The organism is Hongsoonwoonella zoysiae (genome assembly GCF_013266695.1).
GTDB lineage: Bacteria > Pseudomonadota > Alphaproteobacteria > Rhizobiales > Stappiaceae > Hongsoonwoonella > Hongsoonwoonella zoysiae.
Window position 1 is genome coordinate 378,003 of the sequence record NZ_JABRXF010000002.1, and the last position, 17,638, is coordinate 395,640.

General features: G+C 60.1%; 15 protein-coding genes. 10 read left to right on the forward strand and 5 right to left on the reverse strand.

The genetic code is table 11. The annotated features are described in order from the left end of the window. Window positions 1-11: 11 nt before the first annotated feature. Window positions 12-206 (reverse strand): hypothetical protein, encoded by a 195-nt coding sequence (locus tag HPQ64_RS12995; protein ID WP_172888928.1) that lies wholly within the window; start codon window positions 204-206, stop codon window positions 12-14. 135 nt (window positions 207-341) lie between these two features. Then, a complete protein-coding gene (locus tag HPQ64_RS13000; RefSeq protein ID WP_172888929.1) occupies window positions 342-1,067 on the reverse strand; it encodes a VIT1/CCC1 transporter family protein in 726 nt (241 codons plus the stop codon). A 231-nt stretch (window positions 1,068-1,298) separates the two neighbouring features. On the opposite strand from HPQ64_RS13000, the gene HPQ64_RS13005 reads away from it, so the two are divergent. The 7 genes from HPQ64_RS13005 (at window position 1,299) to gltX (ending at window position 11,073) form a co-directional block, all read left to right on the forward strand. Continuing rightward, window positions 1,299-2,681, forward strand: a complete 1,383-nt coding sequence (locus HPQ64_RS13005) for a class II 3-deoxy-7-phosphoheptulonate synthase (RefSeq protein WP_172888930.1) — start codon at window positions 1,299-1,301, stop codon at window positions 2,679-2,681. Between the two features lie 267 nt (window positions 2,682-2,948). After that, window positions 2,949-4,934: a methyl-accepting chemotaxis protein gene (locus tag HPQ64_RS13010; protein WP_172888931.1), complete on the forward strand. Its 1,986-nt coding sequence runs from the start codon at window positions 2,949-2,951 to the stop codon at window positions 4,932-4,934. Window positions 4,935-5,023: 89 nt separating this feature from the next. Further along, entirely contained in the window at window positions 5,024-5,851 is an 828-nt protein-coding gene (locus HPQ64_RS13015) for a DODA-type extradiol aromatic ring-opening family dioxygenase (RefSeq protein ID WP_246270704.1), read from the forward strand. 213 nt (window positions 5,852-6,064) lie between these two features. Beyond that, window positions 6,065-6,628, forward strand: coding sequence for a response regulator (locus tag HPQ64_RS13020; RefSeq protein WP_172888932.1), 564 nt, complete (start codon window positions 6,065-6,067; stop codon window positions 6,626-6,628). A 54-nt stretch (window positions 6,629-6,682) separates the two neighbouring features. Beyond that, window positions 6,683-8,371, forward strand: a complete 1,689-nt coding sequence (locus tag HPQ64_RS13025; protein ID WP_172888933.1) for an NAD+ synthase — start codon at window positions 6,683-6,685, stop codon at window positions 8,369-8,371. A 74-nt stretch (window positions 8,372-8,445) separates the two neighbouring features. Then, window positions 8,446-9,666, forward strand: coding sequence for an MFS transporter (locus tag HPQ64_RS13030; RefSeq protein WP_172888934.1), 1,221 nt, complete (start codon window positions 8,446-8,448; stop codon window positions 9,664-9,666). A gap of 45 nt (window positions 9,667-9,711) precedes the next feature. After that, on the forward strand, window positions 9,712-11,073 hold the full coding sequence (gene gltX, locus HPQ64_RS13035; protein ID WP_172888935.1) for a glutamate--tRNA ligase: 1,362 nt from the start codon (window positions 9,712-9,714) through the stop codon (window positions 11,071-11,073). Here the strand turns inward: gltX and HPQ64_RS13040 are convergent. Together HPQ64_RS13040 and HPQ64_RS13045 are read right to left on the reverse strand one after the other, a co-directional pair. After that, window positions 11,036-12,184 (reverse strand): DUF2865 domain-containing protein, encoded by a 1,149-nt coding sequence (locus tag HPQ64_RS13040; protein ID WP_172888936.1) that lies wholly within the window; start codon window positions 12,182-12,184, stop codon window positions 11,036-11,038. The genes gltX and HPQ64_RS13040 overlap by 38 nt on opposite strands. Before the next feature lie 156 nt (window positions 12,185-12,340). Further along, window positions 12,341-12,838 carry a MarR family winged helix-turn-helix transcriptional regulator gene (locus HPQ64_RS13045; RefSeq protein ID WP_172888937.1) on the reverse strand — a complete coding sequence of 166 codons (498 nt, stop codon included), beginning with the start codon at window positions 12,836-12,838 and terminating at the stop codon, window positions 12,341-12,343. A gap of 554 nt (window positions 12,839-13,392) precedes the next feature. Here HPQ64_RS13045 and HPQ64_RS13050 point away from each other — a divergent pair. Further along, entirely contained in the window at window positions 13,393-14,421 is a 1,029-nt protein-coding gene (locus HPQ64_RS13050) for an MBL fold metallo-hydrolase (RefSeq protein ID WP_172888938.1), read from the forward strand. A gap of 73 nt (window positions 14,422-14,494) precedes the next feature. Next, window positions 14,495-15,004: a CreA family protein gene (locus HPQ64_RS13055; protein ID WP_172888939.1), complete on the forward strand. Its 510-nt coding sequence runs from the start codon at window positions 14,495-14,497 to the stop codon at window positions 15,002-15,004. Window positions 15,005-15,090: 86 nt separating this feature from the next. Here the strand turns inward: HPQ64_RS13055 and HPQ64_RS13060 are convergent, their stop codons facing one another. Further along, on the reverse strand, window positions 15,091-15,426 hold the full coding sequence (locus HPQ64_RS13060) for an ArsR/SmtB family transcription factor (protein ID WP_172888940.1): 336 nt from the start codon (window positions 15,424-15,426) through the stop codon (window positions 15,091-15,093). A 756-nt stretch (window positions 15,427-16,182) separates the two neighbouring features. Between HPQ64_RS13060 and cysS the strand changes: the two genes are divergently transcribed. Further along, window positions 16,183-17,634 carry a cysteine--tRNA ligase gene (gene cysS / locus HPQ64_RS13065; RefSeq protein WP_172888941.1) on the forward strand — a complete coding sequence of 484 codons (1,452 nt, stop codon included), beginning with the start codon at window positions 16,183-16,185 and terminating at the stop codon, window positions 17,632-17,634. Window positions 17,635-17,638: the final 4 nt, after the last annotated feature.

Consider the following 17,638-nt stretch of genomic DNA (forward strand, 5'->3'; position numbering starts at 1 on the left):
GAGCGACCGTTCTACGGCTTCTTGCCGCCGGCGCTGTCCCACCAGACCAGGATCAGGTTGACCGCGCCGAACAGGAGGATAATGCCGAAGGAGACGGCGCCGAAGGCCTTGGCGCTGAGGCCCGTCGGGTTGCCGAAGAGCAGGAAGGGAATGCTGACGAGCGCGATCAGCATGATCGCCGCGGTCAGCTTGTCTTTCAGGCTCATGGCCCGTTCCTCCATCGCGGTCCTGGAACGACCGGCGGCATATCGAACCGCCTGAATATATTACGTTACGGCAGGAAAAGGGTGCACGTCTATGCCCTCATCTCGGGGTGGGTGGGTCATGCTGTTAGCCGGCCATTACCCGATCACATAGCGCTGAAGCAGAAAGCCGACACACCATGCGATACCTGCGGCGGTCATTCCGATGATCAAGGTTTCGATGGCTGAGGCCAGCCAGCGCTGCGTCGACCAGACCGATTTTGCCGCTCCGATCATCAAAAAAACGAGGCCGGTGAGGAGCGTTGCCGTCGCCGCGCTCGCGTGAGCGCCGAAGGCGAAGGGAATGAGCGGCACCGCACCGCAGATGACGAAGGCGGAAAAGGTGGCAAGCGCAGCCCTTACCGGATCGCGCCGGATCGGCGAAACGCCGTGCTCCTCCTCCAGCATGGTGTCCAGCCAGACCTGGCGGCGAGAGGTTATCAGGGCGACGATGCGGCTCAGATCTCCGGCCGAATAGCCCTTGCGCGAGTAGATCTGGCGGATTTCCTCGCGTTCGCCTTCCGGCACGGTGTCGATGTGGCGCTCTTCCATCCGGCGCAGGCGGCGATAGTCGTCCCGTTCCGCCTTGGTGCCGGAATAATTGGCCGCCGCCATCGAAAACCCGTCGGCGAGAAGATTGGCGATGCCAAGTACAAGCGCGACCCTTGCTGAAAGATTGGCTCCGACCACGCCGGCGACGATGGCGAATGTGGTCACCGCGCCGTCGATACCGCCGTAAATCCAGTCGCGCAGGTAATTGACCCTGGGACCGCCGGCCAGCCGTTCGGCGATCGCTTCCGGATCGTGATCGTGTTCGAGGTGCATCCGGTTTCCAGCTCGTTTCAAGGCGTTGTTCGGGCCCATCGATAATCGCAGGGCAGGCAAAGAATTGCCAACCCGGCTTATGGCCACAAGGCCGCCTTGCGTGTATAACCCCGCGCACGCTTGTTTCGGCGAAGGCCGAAAGCGGTGCTGCCCTTAAGAGAAGGGGTTGGAAATCCGGCGGTCTGACACTGGAAGACAATGACCGCGTCAAATGGTTCGGGAGTTGGAAAAATGGCGGAGAAATGGACACCGGAATCCTGGCGGTCGAAGCCGATCGTGCAGGTGCCGGAGTATCCGGATCAAGAGGCTCTGGCGGATGTCGAACATCGCCTGTCGACCTATCCGCCGCTGGTTTTTGCAGGTGAGGCAAGGAAGCTGAAGGCACAGCTTGCCGAAGTCGCCGAAGGACGCGGTTTTCTGCTCCAGGGCGGCGACTGCGCAGAAAGCTTTGCCGAGCATCACGCAGACCATATCCGGGATTTCTTCCGCGTCTTCCTTCAGATGGCGGTCGTGCTCACCTACGCGGCTTCCCAACCGGTGGTTAAGGTGGGGCGTATCGCCGGGCAATTCGCCAAGCCGCGCTCGTCCAACATCGAAAAGCAGGGCGATGTGGAACTGCCGAGCTACCGGGGCGACATCATCAACGACATCGCCTTTACGCCGGAAAGCCGGATCCCCGATCCGCGCCGGCAGGTGATGGCCTACCGCCAGTCGGCGGCGACGCTCAATCTTCTGCGCGCTTTCGCGCAGGGCGGTTTCGCGAACCTCGACCACGTGCACCGCTGGATGCTCGGCTTTGTCAAGGACAGCCCGCAAAGCCACCGCTATCAGGCGCTGGCGGACCGCATTTCCGAAGCGCTTTCCTTCATGCGGGCCTGCGGCATCGATCCCGACAGCGCGCCTCAACTGCGCTCCACGGAGTTCTTCACCAGCCACGAGGCGCTGCTGCTGGGCTACGAACAGGCGATGACGCGCGTCGATTCCACCTCAGGCGACTGGTATGCCACATCCGGCCATATGATCTGGATCGGCGACCGTACGCGCCAGCCCGACCATGCGCATGTGGAGTTCTTCCGCGGCATCAAGAATCCGATCGGCCTGAAATGCGGTCCCTCGCTCAAACCGGACGAGTTGCTCAAGCTTACCGACATCCTGAACCCGGACAATGAAGCAGGCCGGCTGACGCTGATCTGCCGCTTCGGGGCGGACAAGGTGTTCGAGCATCTGCCGGGCCTTGTGCGGGCGGTGGAGCGCGAGGGCAAAAAGGTGGTGTGGTCGTGCGATCCGATGCATGGCAACACGATCACCGCGAATGCCTACAAGACGCGGCCCTTCGACCGCATCCTGAAGGAAGTGGAGGCGTTCTTCGCCGTTCACCGTGCCGAGGGAACGCATGCCGGGGGCATTCATGTGGAGATGACGGGCAAGGATGTGACCGAATGTACGGGCGGTGCGCGCGCGCTGACCGCTGACGACCTTGCCGACCGCTACCACACGCATTGCGATCCGCGCCTGAATGCGGAACAGGCACTGGAGCTTGCCTTCCTGATCGCCGAAAACCTGAAGAAGGAACGCGACGAGCGGGGCGCGGAGCGCGAGGCGGCAAGCGCTTGAGGCGGATAAGGATCGGTCCGGTTCGCCGGGCTGGCCTGATAGGCCTGCGTCAGGATGCAAACATCCGGACGCAGGCTTTTTTATGCCTGCTCCAGACCGCGGCTATCGTCGGCGCCAAAGGCGGCGGATGACCGGTTCCAGGTCTCGCGGCTCAAACAGCCGTCTTATAGGGATTTACACGTACTCGATTTAACCGCTCATACATTCCTTCCGGGATATAAACCCAGGATTGCATTTATGTTCTGATACCGTTTCCGGAGAAAATTCATGAGAACCATCGGTTTGCGGATGAAGCTCGCATTGCTTGCCGCAACGGGTCTACTCGGCCTGATAGTTGTCGGCCTTATCGGTTGGGTCACGATCCAGAACTTCAACGATACAGCCTCCGAAGCACTCAGGGCGGAAAAAGCAAGCGAAAAACTCCTGTCTTTGGGCAAGAATGTCGCCGAGAGCGCTTCATTGTTCGAACGGTTTCTTCTGGTGCCGAGCGAGGACGCGGAAGCCTTCACGAAAGACCGGCTGTCACAGGCTGCGCGCGATCTCGGCGATCTGAAAAACGCGGAATATGAAATCGACGATGCGGTGATGGCGGATATCGAACAGGCCGTCAGCGGCCTGTCCTCAAGCGCTATTGCTACGATCGACCTGCAAAAGGAACTCGGTTACGACGAGAATGCCGGCCTGCAAGGTTCGTTGCGTATGGCGGTTCATGGCATTGAAGAAAAGATCGAGGATGTCGGCAAGGGCACGTCGAATGCGGGAGAACTGGATTCTCTTCGCGTAAAGATGCTGCAAATGCGTCGGCACGAGAAGGATTTCATTCTGCGCGGCGATGAGAAATATATCGGACGCCTCAACAAGCGGGTGGACGAATTCCTGACATTGTTGAGAGAGACCGGTTTCGACGAGGAAACCAAGGACGACATCCGCGGTCTGCTGCTGAAATATCAAGAAAGGTTCAAAGCCTGGGCAGAGAAGAAGCAGGCGCTCGCCTCAACCGTGAACGTGGTTCATGCAAACCAGGAAACGGCGGGCAACGTGCTCGCGCAGGCCCAAAGCCGCGCGGCGGACATCGTTTCCGCATCCGCGGATGAGCTTGATACCACCCACAGGCGTGCATCCCTGCTTATCGTGCTGGCTGCCGCGGTCGTCGGGCTGGCTAGCGCGGCAATGGCTTTCTTCATAGGGCGCTCGATCGCCAACCCGCTTTGCCACATCTCCTCGGGCATGGCCGAGATTACGGCAGGCAATCTGGAGGTGGAAATTCCGCTGCTCAACTCCGGAGATGAGCTGCAGGCACTTGCCGAAGCCGCCGCAAACTACAAGCAAAGTGCGGCCGCGCAGGCAAAATTGCAAAACACCAACCGGGCCAACCATGAAAAGACCCTGGCCGAACGCGACCGGCTGGAAAACGCCATTTCGGCGTTCCGGGACAGGATCACGGAGATCTCGACGACGCTTACGCGCCAGACCGATGCGATGCGCGATTCATCGAAGTCCCTCATTTCCATTTCGGGGACGGCCTCCAGGGAAACGGAATCCGCGAAAAGAGCGGCAGAAAGCTCTTCCCAAAGCCTTGAAGGTGTCGCGGTGACGACGCAGCAACTGGCCGCGTCCGTCCAGAACATAGCCGGCCAGGCGGGCAAGGCGAGCGCGGCGATTTCGAAGGCGGCCGATGTTTCGCGTTCGGCAGCAAACGATGTCACGAACCTTGCGAATGCGGCGGAGCGGATCGGTACGGTCGTCAACCTGATCTCGGATATCGCTGCACAAACCGATCTTCTTGCGCTCAACGCCACAATCGAAGCCGCGCGTGCCGGCGAGGCTGGCAGAGGGTTTGCCGTGGTGGCGACCGAGGTCAAGGAGCTGGCGACGCAGACGTCGAAAGCGACCGAAGAGATTTCCGGCCAGATTCAGGCAATTCAGGCGTCGACCGAACTGGCGGTGAAAGCGATAAAGGCGATCCACGAAACGATCGACGATGTCGATCAGCTTTCCGCCGGCATTTCTTCATCCGTACGGGAACAGGAATCGGCAACCCAGGAAATCGCCGACCGTATTGCCGGGGCAGCGAACGGCGCGGGGCAAATCACGGAAAACGTCGATACGGTGGAAAAGGCGATTTCGGAGAACAATCGCGAAGCGGCGAACGTGGATGATGCCGCCAACAGCCTTACCCGACTTGCCGGGGATCTCGACCAGACAGTCAACGGTTTCCTGAATTCGGTGAATGCGGGTAGAGCGGCCGCATGATCGTAAGCGGCGGGGCCTTGCCGTGACCGCACCGTTCACCGGAAGGGGACTCCCGGAGTTGGCGGATCGGGTTTATTTTCCGGAAGTGGATGCCGCGGCACTTCGTGGCGAACAACCGGGGAGTAAAGATGTTCCTGCCCGCGCTTTTCGTTTCCCACGGCGCGCCGGATCTTGCCGTGCTCGACACGCCGGAACGCCGCTTTCTGGAAGGGCTTGCGGGCGAAATAAAACGCCCGCGGGCCATCGTCTCCGTTTCGGCGCATTTCGAAACCGCAAGACCATCCGTCGTCGCCGACCCTTCACCCGAAACGGTCTATGATTTCGGTAATTTCGATCCACGCCTGTTCGAGATGACCTATCCCGCACCGGGCGAGCCGGAACTGGCGCGCGCAATCGTCAAGGGCCTGCGTGAACGGGGGCAAGCGGTCGACGTGCTGGAAAAGCGCGGCTATGACCACGGCACATGGGTGCCGCTGACGCTTGTCTATCCGGGCGCCGACATTCCCGTCGTGCAGCTCTCCGTTCAGCCGGGTGGAGGGCCGGAGCATCATTTGCGCATCGGGCGGATGCTGCGTGATTTCCTGCCGGAGGATGTCTTGCTGTTCGCGAGCGGGGCGCTGACGCACAATCTTCGCGAGCTTTTCCAGGGCGGTATGCCGGCACTCGACGCGCCGGCTCCCGATTGGGTCAACGAGTTCGGCGACTGGGTGGGAGAGCGCGTGGCGGCCGGCGACGAGGCTTCGCTTCTCGACTACCGTGCCCGCGCGCCGCATGCGGTGCGCAACCATCCAACGGACGAGCACTTGCTCCCGATTTTTACCGCCATGGGCTTTGCAGGGGAAGGATGGAGCGGCCACAGGCTCTTCGCCGGGCACTCGCGCGGGCTTATACGGATGGATACATTTTCATTCGAATGAAGCGGTATATATTTCGGCGCTTGGTTCATGGCCATACCGTTTCAACCGTGATACCGCTTGACCTTTAGTAAAAATGACTAGACACATGGTCGCCAGGGGTGAGCGCGATTCCCGGGACGTGTCCCGCCGAATCTGAATCTGGATTGGCGTTGAGGATATGCTCCGGCATAGTCATTCTGGAGCGAATTCCTGTCGGTCGGACCGTTCCATGCGTTGAGACGGCGCTCCGGCGACTTAGGCGGGAGGTGTGTCGTGCAACTTACCCCCATGGATTTGTCGCGACTGTCCATCCTTGTTATTGACGACAGTGCGCATATGCGCACGCTCTTACGTAAAATTCTGAACGGTTTCGGTGTTCGCCGCGTTTATGAAGCAAGCGACGGCGAGGACGGCTATTCCTCCACCGTTGAACAGCGGCCCGATATCGTCCTGTGCGACTGGGTCATGTGGCCCGGAGACGGCGCGGACTTCATGACGCGACTAAGGGCTGATGAAGACGCCATCGTTTCCACCACGCCCGTTATCATGCTGAGCGCGGACACCAGAAAAGCAGTGATTCTCAAAGCGCTCCAGCTCGGGATTCACGAATTTCTCGCAAAGCCTATTTCTCCGGCGTTGATGTATGCCCGCATGGAGCGCACGATCCGCGAAAACCGCCCGTTCTTGCGCAAGGGGCGGTATTTCGGGCCCGTGCCAAGGTCTTCGGTGCCCGCGCCTTCATCGACCGGTAAACGAAAAGAGCCACCGCCGGATGACGAAGAAGCCGTTTTCATATGATCGGCCGGCAGGGTGATGATTGCATGGTCGGCCACGGCGGGATAAACCGCTGACATGACCGACGAAAGCTCTTCCCGCATTGAAAACCGTTTCCGTATCGCCGTCGCGCAACTGAACCCGACGGTGGGTGATGTTCGCGGCAACCTGGACCTTGCGCGCAAGGCGAGGGCCGAGGCTAAGCAAGCCGGCGCCGACCTGCTTTTGCTTTCCGAGCTGTTTCTTTCCGGCTATCCGCCGGAGGACCTGGTGCTCAAACCGGCGTTCGTGGCGGCCTGCCGGGCGGCGCTTGACGAACTGGCGGAGGACACGAAGGACGGCGGGCCGGGCGTGGTGATCGGGTTGCCGTGGCGCGAGGGCGAACTGCTTCATAATGCGGTCGCAGTGGTCGATGGAGGCCGGATCGAGGGCGTGCGCTTCAAGTTCGACCTGCCGAACTATGGCGAGTTTGACGAAAAGCGTGTGTTCCAGCCGGGTCTGCTGCCGAGCCCGGTCGGCTTTCGCGGCGTGCGCCTTGGCGTGCCGGTCTGCGAGGACGTGTGGACCGACGAGGTTTGCGAGTGCCTGGCCGAGACGGGCGCCGAAATTCTGCTCGTGCCGAATGGTTCGCCCTATTATGCCAACAAGGCCGACGTGCGCCTGCAGGTGGCGGTCGCCCGCGTCGTGGAAAACGAGCTTCCGTTCATCTATTGCAACCAGGTGGGCGGACAGGACGAACTCGTCTTTGACGGGGGCTCTTTCGCGCTTCAGCCCAACCGGCAACTCGCCTTCCAGATGAAACAGTTCGAAGAGGGGATCGGCGTTTCGGACTGGGTTCGCCAGGAGAGCGGCGGCTGGGTGTGCGAAGGCGGAGAAGCGCAAGCGCTGCCGGACGTTCATGAGGCGAATTGGCGCGCCTGTGTACTGGGCTTGCGGGACTATGTACGCAAGAACGGCTTTCCGGGCGTGGTGCTCGGGCTTTCAGGCGGGATCGACAGCGCGGTCGTGGCGGCGATGGCCGTGGATGCGCTGGGGCCGGAAAAGGTGCACTGCGTGATGCTGCCCTACCGGTATACCTCGGAAGAAAGCATCACTGACGCCGATCAACTGGCGCGGGATCTTGGCATTCGCTATGACACAGTGCCTATTGCCGAGCCGGTGGAGGGTTTCCAGCACGCGCTTGCAAAAGTATTCGAGGGCACGCAATCCGGCGTCACGGAAGAAAATCTGCAGTCGCGCGCGCGGGGCGTGGTCCTGATGGCGATCTCCAACAAGTTCGGCTACATGGTGGTCACCACAGGCAACAAGTCCGAAATGTCGGTGGGCTACGCCACGCTTTACGGCGACATGAACGGCGGCTTCAACCCGATCAAGGATCTCTACAAGAGCGAAGTTTACGCGCTTGCCGCATGGCGAAACGAAAACCGGCCTGAAGGCATGAAAGGGCCGGACGGGACCGTTATTCCGCCGAATATCCTGACCAAGGAACCTTCAGCCGAGCTAGCGGAAGGCCAGAAGGACCAGGACAGCCTGCCGCCGTATGACGTTTTGGACGATATTCTGGAATGCCTCGTGGAAAATGAAATGTCGGTGGGCGATATCGAGGCGCGCGGCCACAGCCGCGAGCTTATCCACCGGATCGAAAACCTGCTTTACATTGCCGAATACAAGCGCCGGCAATCGGCACCTGGCGTGAAGATCACGCGCAAGAACTTCGGCCGCGACCGGCGCTACCCGATAACCAACCGTTTCCGCGACCGCAGCTGAATTCATGGGCGCCCGGAGGCGGCGCCCTGTTTCCCAACCCTCGGGACACCGGCAGCCCCGGTGAGGCGATCGTAATGTCGACGCTCGGATTTGTTGTCGCTAACATCCGCTGGCTTGCAGCGGGCCTGCTGCTGACGCTGTTTTCAAGTTTCGGGCAGACGTTCTTCATTTCGCTTGTGGCGGGCGATCTGCGCGAGACATTTTCGCTGTCGCACGGCGACTTCGGCGGGATCTACATGATGGCGACGCTGTTTTCCGCCGCCACGCTGGCAATCTTCGGCAGGATCGTCGACGACCATTCGATCGCGGTGATTTCGACCGGCGTGATCCTGGGGCTCACGCTTTTTTGCATCGGCATGGCGAATGTCTCGTCCGTGTGGATGCTCTTCTTCGTGATCTACGGGCTCAGGCTTTTCGGCCAGGGTATGATGACGCATGCCGCGATGACGGCTATGGGGCGATGGTATTCGGCCGAACGCGGCAGGGCCGTTTCGATTGCAACCCTTGGCCACCAGCTTGGCGAGGCGACGCTTCCGTTGATCTTCGTGGCGATGTTCGCCGTCGTCGGCTGGCGCGGCGGCTGGTGGATTGCGGCGGGCGCACTCGTGCTGGTGGGCTTGCCTTTGCTTCTCTGGCTGTTGCAGATCGAGCGCACACCGCGGGCCAAGAAGGTTTCCGGCGCGCCCGAGGTCGGCCGGCAGTGGACGCGCGGCGAGGTGTTGCGCGATCCGGCGTTCTGGATCATGTCCTGCGGCACGCTGGCGCCGGCCTTCATCGGGACGACGATCTTCTTTCATCAGGTCTATCTGGTGGAACTTCGTGGCTGGACGATGGAGCTTTTCGCCTCCGCCTTCACGGCGATGGCGATCATGACCATCGTCTTCGCGCTGATCACGGGCTGGCTGGTCGACCGCTTTACAGCGGTGCGCATCCTGCCGGCGTTTCTCCTGCCGCTCGCCGCAGCGTGCCTCGCGCTTGCCGGGATTACGCATCCGGTAGCCGCCTTCATATTCATGATGCTTCTGGGCGTAACCTACGGAATATCCTCAACCCTCGTCGGATCACTATGGCCGGAGGTTTACGGCACGCGTCACCTGGGCGCGATCCGCTCCATTGTCGTAGCGATGATGGTGCTTGCCTCAGCACTTGGGCCGGGTGTGACGGGCTGGCTGATCGACATCGGCGTGCCTTACGGGACGCAGATGGTAGCCATGGCGGTCTATTGCGTGAGTGTGGCAATCCTGATGGGCGTAATTTCAGTACGCGTAACAAGGCGCATGAGCGCGGCCACATGATCCGACACTTGCTGAAAAGCTTCAATTTGAGTAGGGACTTCGCCCATGTCCGTTATCGTTCGTTTTGCCCCGTCCCCGACCGGCTATCTGCACATCGGCAATGCCCGCCCGGCCTTGATAAACTGGCTGTTCGCGCTCAAGCACGGCGGAGAGTTCGTGCTGCGCTACGACGACACCGACCGGGAGCGTTCGCGGGCGGAATACGCCGAAGCGATTGCGGAGGACCTTGGCTGGCTCGGCATCCATCCACATCGCGTCGAGCGGCAGTCCGAGAGGATTTCCGTTTACGACGCGGCGGCGGAGAAGCTGAAAGCGCAGGGGCTCATCTACCCCTGCTACGAGATGCCCGACGAATTGGAGCGGCGCAGGCGGCGGGCAAGAGCACTGGGACGGCCGCCGGTTTACGACCGTGCCGGCCTCAGGCTCACCGATGAGGAGCGGGGGAAACTGGAAGCGCAAGGGCGCAAGCCGCACTGGCGGTTTCTCCTACCGAATTTTTCCGATGACCCTTTTACTACGGAACGCACGGAAGTTCATTGGGACGACCTTTGCCGTGGTCCGCAGACGGTCGATCTTGCCTCGCTCTCCGACCCGGTGCTGATCCGCGCAGACGGCAGCTACCTCTACACGTTTCCTTCCATATTGGACGACATTGACATGGGGGTGAGCCACGTCATTCGTGGTGAGGACCATATTGCCAATACGGGCGTACAGATCGCGATCTTCCGCGCGCTCGGAGCCGAACCACCGAAATTCGCCCACCACAACCTGCTGACGACGGCTGACGGCGAAGGGCTATCCAAGCGGTCCGGGGCGCTCTCGCTCCGAGCGCTGCGAGAAGACGGACTGGAGCCGATGGCGGTTGCCTCTCTCGCCGTGCTGACGGGAACGAGCCACGCGATCGAGCCGGTGACGACCTTGCGGGAACTGGCGGATATGCTGGACCTTGCAGGCATTTCCAGATCTTCGGCGAAATTCGACCCCGCCGACCTGAAACCGCTGAACGCCAAGCTCGTGCATGGGATGGATCATGCGGTCGTGGCGGACCGGCTCAGGGAACTGGGTATCGAAGGGGATGCCGCGTTCTGGGAGGCAGTGCGCGAAAACTGCGAGACAGTCGGCGATGCTCTCGGCTGGTGGAAGGTGGTGACCGGGCCTGTGGAGCCGCAGGTCGGCGACGAAGACCGGGACTTTATCGCGCTTGCCCGCGTGAATCTGCCGCAGGAGCCATGGTCGGAAGAAACCTGGAGCGAGTGGACGAAGCTTCTCAAGGAGAAGACCGGGCGAAAGGGGCGGGGGCTCTTCATGCCTCTCAGAAAAGCTGTCACCGGCCTCGACCATGGCCCGGACATGAAACGCTTCCTGCCGGTTATTGGGCGACGAAATACCTTGGCCCGACTATCCTGACCGAACGTTTTTGCCGACTGGTCGGTTTCGAGGCTTCCGGCTGAGGCTGAGCCTTGGAACCGTTTCCCAATCTGGCGATGGAGGGCGAAGAGGCCTCAGGAACAAAGCCGAGACGGATGTTCATTGCGGTGTCGGGGTCTGCGCCTTCGGGAATTGCCGCGGCGGCGTGCCGGTTGCTCGCGTTGGAAGCGAGAATGTCCGGACCAGAAGAATTAGAGTGCTTATAGGAGGGAGGCTCGCCGTCTCCGCTTCGGTTCAGGCTCTCTATCGCGTCATTCCGCGCAGGGACACCTTGGCAACTGCAGCCCTCAACGAACTTGCTGCGGAAAGCGAATGCGTTTTCCTGCTTTGCGTAGGCAATACCGTCAAGCGAGATCATGTCTTCAGCCGATTCGCCAGGGTTTAGATGGACGTAGAGTGCCGTCTCCGCCGCGGGACACATCGAGCGGCAGATGGCCTCGTCGCGCCCGAAGCCGTATTTTCGCGTCCTGAAACTGACCGGAAAATAGTATCCGTCACAGGTTCTTACGCAGAGCGTGCGGTAATAACCGCTGCCGAACCGCGCCGAGACGAGGCCTTGCTCACCCTCACGCGGTCGGCCACCAGGCGCATAAGCAGAGCGAGATCGGTTCAGTCCATTCCCATGGCGGGAGGAAACGCTGAGCGAGGTGTCCGGCTCTCGCCGGGGAGCGAAGCCATCATCGGTTGGATCGTCGTCATTGGTGACCTGTGGCGAGGCCAACTGCGCATCGCATTCCTGCCGTTGGTACTGCTGCTCAAGCGCTGCGCGCGCAGCATCATCTTCTCCCGAAGCATCGCCATAGCGGTCTCGTAGCTCTTCGATGCTTACGAGATTGGCGCGCATACGTTCGATCTTCATCAACATCTGCTCGCAGGTGGAACCGCGATCACTTGCCGAGCAGCCTTGGCGTGCGGCATCGCGCTCCGCCGCGCGCAACGTCATCGCCTGGCGTTTGGCTGCGGCGTTCCATTTCGCATATTCGGGATGCGCGGATTCTGCGCGCCCAAGTGCTGCGAGACGTGCTTCCAAAACCTCGCAATCGGCTGCATTTGCCGGGGCGGAGATGGCCGCGCAAAGACCTGCTGCCACGAACCCGACGACCGCCCGCACCCGGAATGAGCTGATATCCGGCATCCCTTCATAGGTCCTTTCGACGGATTGGCGATGCGCGACGGACTTGCGATCCTTCGATGAAGACTATCTCAGCGGAACAGGCGCGAGACAAGGTTGGCCTTGCTGCTTGCGCTACCCTTTTTCTTTTTCCTGAAGCATCTGATCCGCAAGTTGAAAGGATGTCTCCGTTAGCCGCTCGAGAATCCTTTCAAGAGATTTCTGCTCCTCGGGAGACAGGGAAGCGACGAGCGCCCGGGAAAAGGCAAGGGCATCCGGGGTAAGTTCGGCGTAAACCTTCTTCCCTTTGGATGTGAGCTCGAGAAAACTTTCCCGCATATCTTCGATATTGGGCTGACGCTTTACAAGGTTCTTGTTTTCCAAAGAGGCCACGGCGCGGCTGACCTTCGTTTTGTGCATGCGGCTATGCGCGCCGATGTCCTTGGCCGTCATCCGGGCATATTGACCAAGGGTGGCAACGACCCGCCATTCCGGTATCGCGATGCCGAAGCGACTCTCGTAGAATCGGGCAAGCGATTGGCTGACGGTTTCGGCCAGGACGTTCAACCGGTAGGGAAGGAAGTTTTCCAACTCGAGCGGGACACTGCCGCCCTTTTGGTCTTGCCGGTTCATCGAACGCCCTCTATCTCCGACCCTTGCTCGGCGAGTCGGATTACAGCGCGAGATGCGCTTTCACAACCAAGATTATCAACGCAGGTCGGCTTAGTGAAGATTGTTGCAGGTGAAATCAATTGACGGGATCTCGCGGTAAGGACGATAGCGGCCCGGCGCCCGCCCCAACTCCCCAAAGTGCTGCGTTGTTTTGGCTGGTGTTGTGCCACGTCTTTATTCTGCCGCTGTTGGGTTTCTTTACTCCTTTGGTGACCGGGGTAATATTTATGTTACTTGACGTCACATATAATGTTGAAGCTTGGTCGCTCTTTGCAATACTTTTGCTGGCGTCAATAATCATACACTGGCGCCTATGGTATCTGGCGCGAAGCGAAGGGCGGAAGCTGCTTGGACGGGTCACGATATGTCTGGGAGTTCTGAGCTTTTGCAGTCTGATAGGGCTCGGAACGATCTCGCCGCTGGTCGCGGCAGTGCGCCTTACCGAAATGAGCATCTGAACGAATGATGCCTTTCCAGAGCGATACTTCGACAGAAAAACACTGAAAGTCGGGTCAATGAGTACAGAGTTCGCATCCGTCGGCGATACTGAAGAAAAGTCTATTTCCTTCATTGAAATGGGCCGGGGTTGCTATGCTTTCACCGCCGAAGGCGACCCGAACACCGGCGTCGTCATCGGCGACGACAGCGTGCTCGTGATCGATGCGCAGGCGACGCCTGCGATGGCTGAAAAGGTGGTCGAGAAGATCCGTAAGGTGACGAGCAAGCCGATCCGCCATCTCGCGCTTACCCACTACCACGCGGTGCGCACTCTCGGTGCTTCAGGCCTGGATGCGGAAAATGTCATTGCCTCCGACCTTACCCGCCGCATGATCGCCGAACGCGGCGAAGCCGACTGGAAAAGCGAGTTAGGACGTTTTCCGCGGCTCTTTCAGGCTGCAGAGACGATTCCCGGCCTGACATGGCCGTCCTTCACCTTTTCTTCCGCCATGTCCGTCTGGCTCGGCAATCGCGAGGTACGGCTTTCGACCCTCGGGCGTGGGCACACGATGGGAGATGTCGTCTGCTACGTGCCGGATGCTGGGGTGATGTTTGCCGGCGATCTCGTGGAACACCGTTCCGCCTGCTATTGCGGCGATGCCCATCTTGCGGATTGGCCCAGGACGCTTGACCGCATCAGGGCGTTCAGGCCGAAAGCGTTGATGCCCGGACGTGGCGGAGCGCTGATGAGCGCGCAAGCCGCGGATGATGCGATCGACATGACGCGCGATTTCATCGTCACATTGTTCGAGACGACGAAACGCGCCGTCAACGAGGGGGCGTCGCTGACCGAATGCTATGAAGCCGTGCGCACGGCGATGGACCCGAAGTTCTCGGATTTCGCGATCTACGAGCACTGCATGCCCTTCAATGTCTCGCGCGCTTACGACGAGGCATCGGGCATCGATCATCCGGCGATCTGGACCGAAGAGCGTGATCGCGAGATGTGGGAGATGCTTCAAGGCCTGGCCGATGCCCCGAATGCACCGGAGGCGGGGGCCGCGACCGGGCATGTGCTGCTGGAGGAAGAAGACGCGGCGCAATAGAATCTCGCTCTTTCCGGTCGCGAACGAGTGGGCGCATGCCTATATCCATTCTCGAAGCGAATGGAGAATGCTTATGCGCCTTGCCGGACTTTTCATGGTGGCCCTGTTTCTTGCGGTCGCGAACCCGGCCCACGCTCAGGACGAGCCCGACCTGATCTTCAAGAAATCGACCGTTTGGAAATTGCTGACGCCGGACCACAAGCTCGCGACCTATGCGATCGACGATCCGTTGATCGACGGTGTTGCCTGCCATTTCACGGTGCCGGAAAAGGGCGGCATCTCCGGCTGGATCGGCGTTGCGGAAGAAGTTTCCGATATTTCGCTCGCCTGCCGGCAGGTGGGGCCCGTCTCCTTCAAGGAGAAGTTCGAGCAAGGCGATGAGATGTTCCGCCAGCGCCGCTCTTTCCTTTTTAAGAAAATGCGGATCGTGCGTGGTTGCGACAGGAAGCGCAACGTGCTCGTTTACCTGGTCTATTCCGACAAGATCATCGAAGGCAGCCCCAAGAACTCGACGTCGACCGTACCGATCATGCCGTGGGGCGAGAGCGCGGCGCCGCGCTGCGAGGAATGGCTGGATGATTAGGGTTTGGACCCATGAAATTGACGGAAACGGTTAGAGCCGATTTGGCCGGCTACTTTGTCGCAAGAACTTGAAAACCGGTCGGTCGATCAGCTCGCCGTTTCCTTGATACCGTCCTTGGCGGCGGCGAGCACTTCCGGCGGGCAGAAGTGACGCTGTAGAAGCAGCATCACGTCCTTGGCGGCCTCGCTTGCGACCCTGTAAAAGATTGTGGTGCCTTCTCGGCGTGTGGCGACGATTCCCTGCGCACGCAGCAGGGCCAGTTGCTGGGAAACCGTCGGCATTCGCATCCCCGTCAGGTCCGCAAGCTGGCCGACGCTCACCTCCTCCTCAGCCATATGGCAGAGAAGCATGAGACGTGGGGCGGACGCCAGCATCTTCAGAAAGGTGGCGGCTTCTTCCGCCTTGTCCTCAAGAGGATTCATGATTATCGACCATCGTTAAATCCGGTTGAAGCGCAAGGAACCACCCCTTCGATGCATTTTGGGGCTTGATAGCGGCGATGCGCGATACGTAACGGAATTTCGCCCGGAATATATCCACATGAGCGATGTCACATTCAAGTGACGCGATGATCGTAAATCGATAATTGTTGAGAAAACGCGTGGGTTCTCAACGGGATTTCTAGAATCTTACCGATTTGCAGAAGCCCGCACCGTGCAGGCATTGGTTATGTGCAGCGAGGGAGCCAGCGGGTTCGCGCGGAGCGGTGACCAAGCCCGCCATCATCAGGAAGGGCGCTAAAATGGCCGTAAGGATGAAAGCGCGGGTGGCGAAGTCAAGGATGTGCTGGCGCATCGAAGGGGTCTCGCAACTCGAATACTCAGGATGCGGAAATCTTACCCAAGCGCCCTTGAATGCAGCCTGAGGGGGCAATTTAGCTGCCGTTCAGGATCGTTAACGCTTCAAGAGCCTTGCTTCGGGGGTTGACCGGCAGTGTCATTCGGTTCAAAAGCTTTTGTCATGACAACGGCCGCGAAGACGATCATTTTGACGATCATTATTTGCAGCTAGCGACATCGCTGGCTGTGGCCGTTCTCCTCATGCAGATGCGCCCCAAGGGGCCTTGAGACGGACGCCCCGGTCAGCCGGCTGGAGGATGATCCCTCGCATGCGCGATCATCTCCCTCTAATCGTTTACCGCGCAATGGAAACATGTGCGCCAATGGAGACGGATCGGCATGAGTGAGGCGACGCCGGTGAGGCACGAGCTGAAACTTACCAATACGCTGTCGCGCGAACGCGAGACCTTCTTGCCGGAAGATCCTGAAAACGTGCGCATGTACGTTTGCGGGCCGACCGTTTACGACTATGCCCACATCGGCAATGCACGGCCTGTCGTCGTTTTTGACGTCCTTTTTCGGCTCCTGCGCCATCTCTATGGCGAGGACCACGTTACCTATGTGCGCAACATCACCGACGTCGACGACAAGATAAACGCACGCGCGGCTGAGGAGGGCGTTTCGATCCGCGACCTCACCGAACGCACGGCGGCGCAGTTTCACGCCGATATGCATGCGCTCGGTGCGCTCGATCCCACGGTCGAGCCGCGTGCGACGGAACATATCGACGATATGAAGGCGATGATCGAGACCTTGGTCGAAAAGGGCAACGCCTATGTCGCCGAAGAACACGTGCTTTTCGACGTTTCCTCCATGGCGGAGTATGGCGAATTGTCCGGCCGATCGATCGAGGACATGAAGGCCGGTGCGCGTGTCGAGGTCGCTCCTTACAAGAAGGGGCCGATGGATTTTGTGCTCTGGAAACCCTCGAAAGAGGGCGAACCCGGCTGGCCGAGTCCCTGCGGGATCGAGGCGCCGGGGCGGCCCGGCTGGCATATCGAATGCTCGGCCATGGCGGGCAAGCACCTGGGCAAGACGTTCGACATCCACGGCGGCGGCCTGGACCTCACGTTCCCGCATCACGAGAACGAGCTCGCCCAGTCCCGCTGCAGCCACGATACGCAGATCATGGCCCGCTACTGGCTGCACAACGGCTTCCTGCAGGTGGAAGGCGAGAAGATGTCGAAGTCGCTCGGCAACTTCTTCACCGTGCATGAGCTTCTCGATACCGACAAGGTCGGCGGGCGGAAGTGGCCAGGCCATACGATCCGCCTCGTCCTGCTCATGACGCAGTATCGCCAGCCGCTCGATTTTACCGAGAAGTCGCTCGTCGAAGCCGACAAGCTGCTCGACCGCTGGGCAGAGTTGATGAAGATGAACGAAGCGAGCCTCGATTTCGGACGCAATCCGCCTGACGAAATCCTCACAGCCGTTTGCGACGACCTGAACACGCCAAGGGCCATTGCCGCGATCCACGGATTTGCACGTGAGGCGCGCAAGGGGGACTTTTCGGCGGCGCAGAAGCTGACGGACGCGTTGGAATTCCTCGGCTTCGCGCCCGCAGTGATGCTCACCCGCATGCAGAAGACCGAGATCGCGAGCGCAGCGGATCCGGCGCTTTCCGCGCGGGTTGAAGGCATGATAGCGGAGCGTCTTGCCGCGCGCGCTGCAAAGGATTGGGCGGAAGCCGACCGTATACGCGATGAACTGGCGTCTGAAGGAATCCTGCTAAAAGACTATAAGGACAAGGAAACCGGTGAGCCGAAAACAACCTGGGAGGTGAGCCGGTGACCGA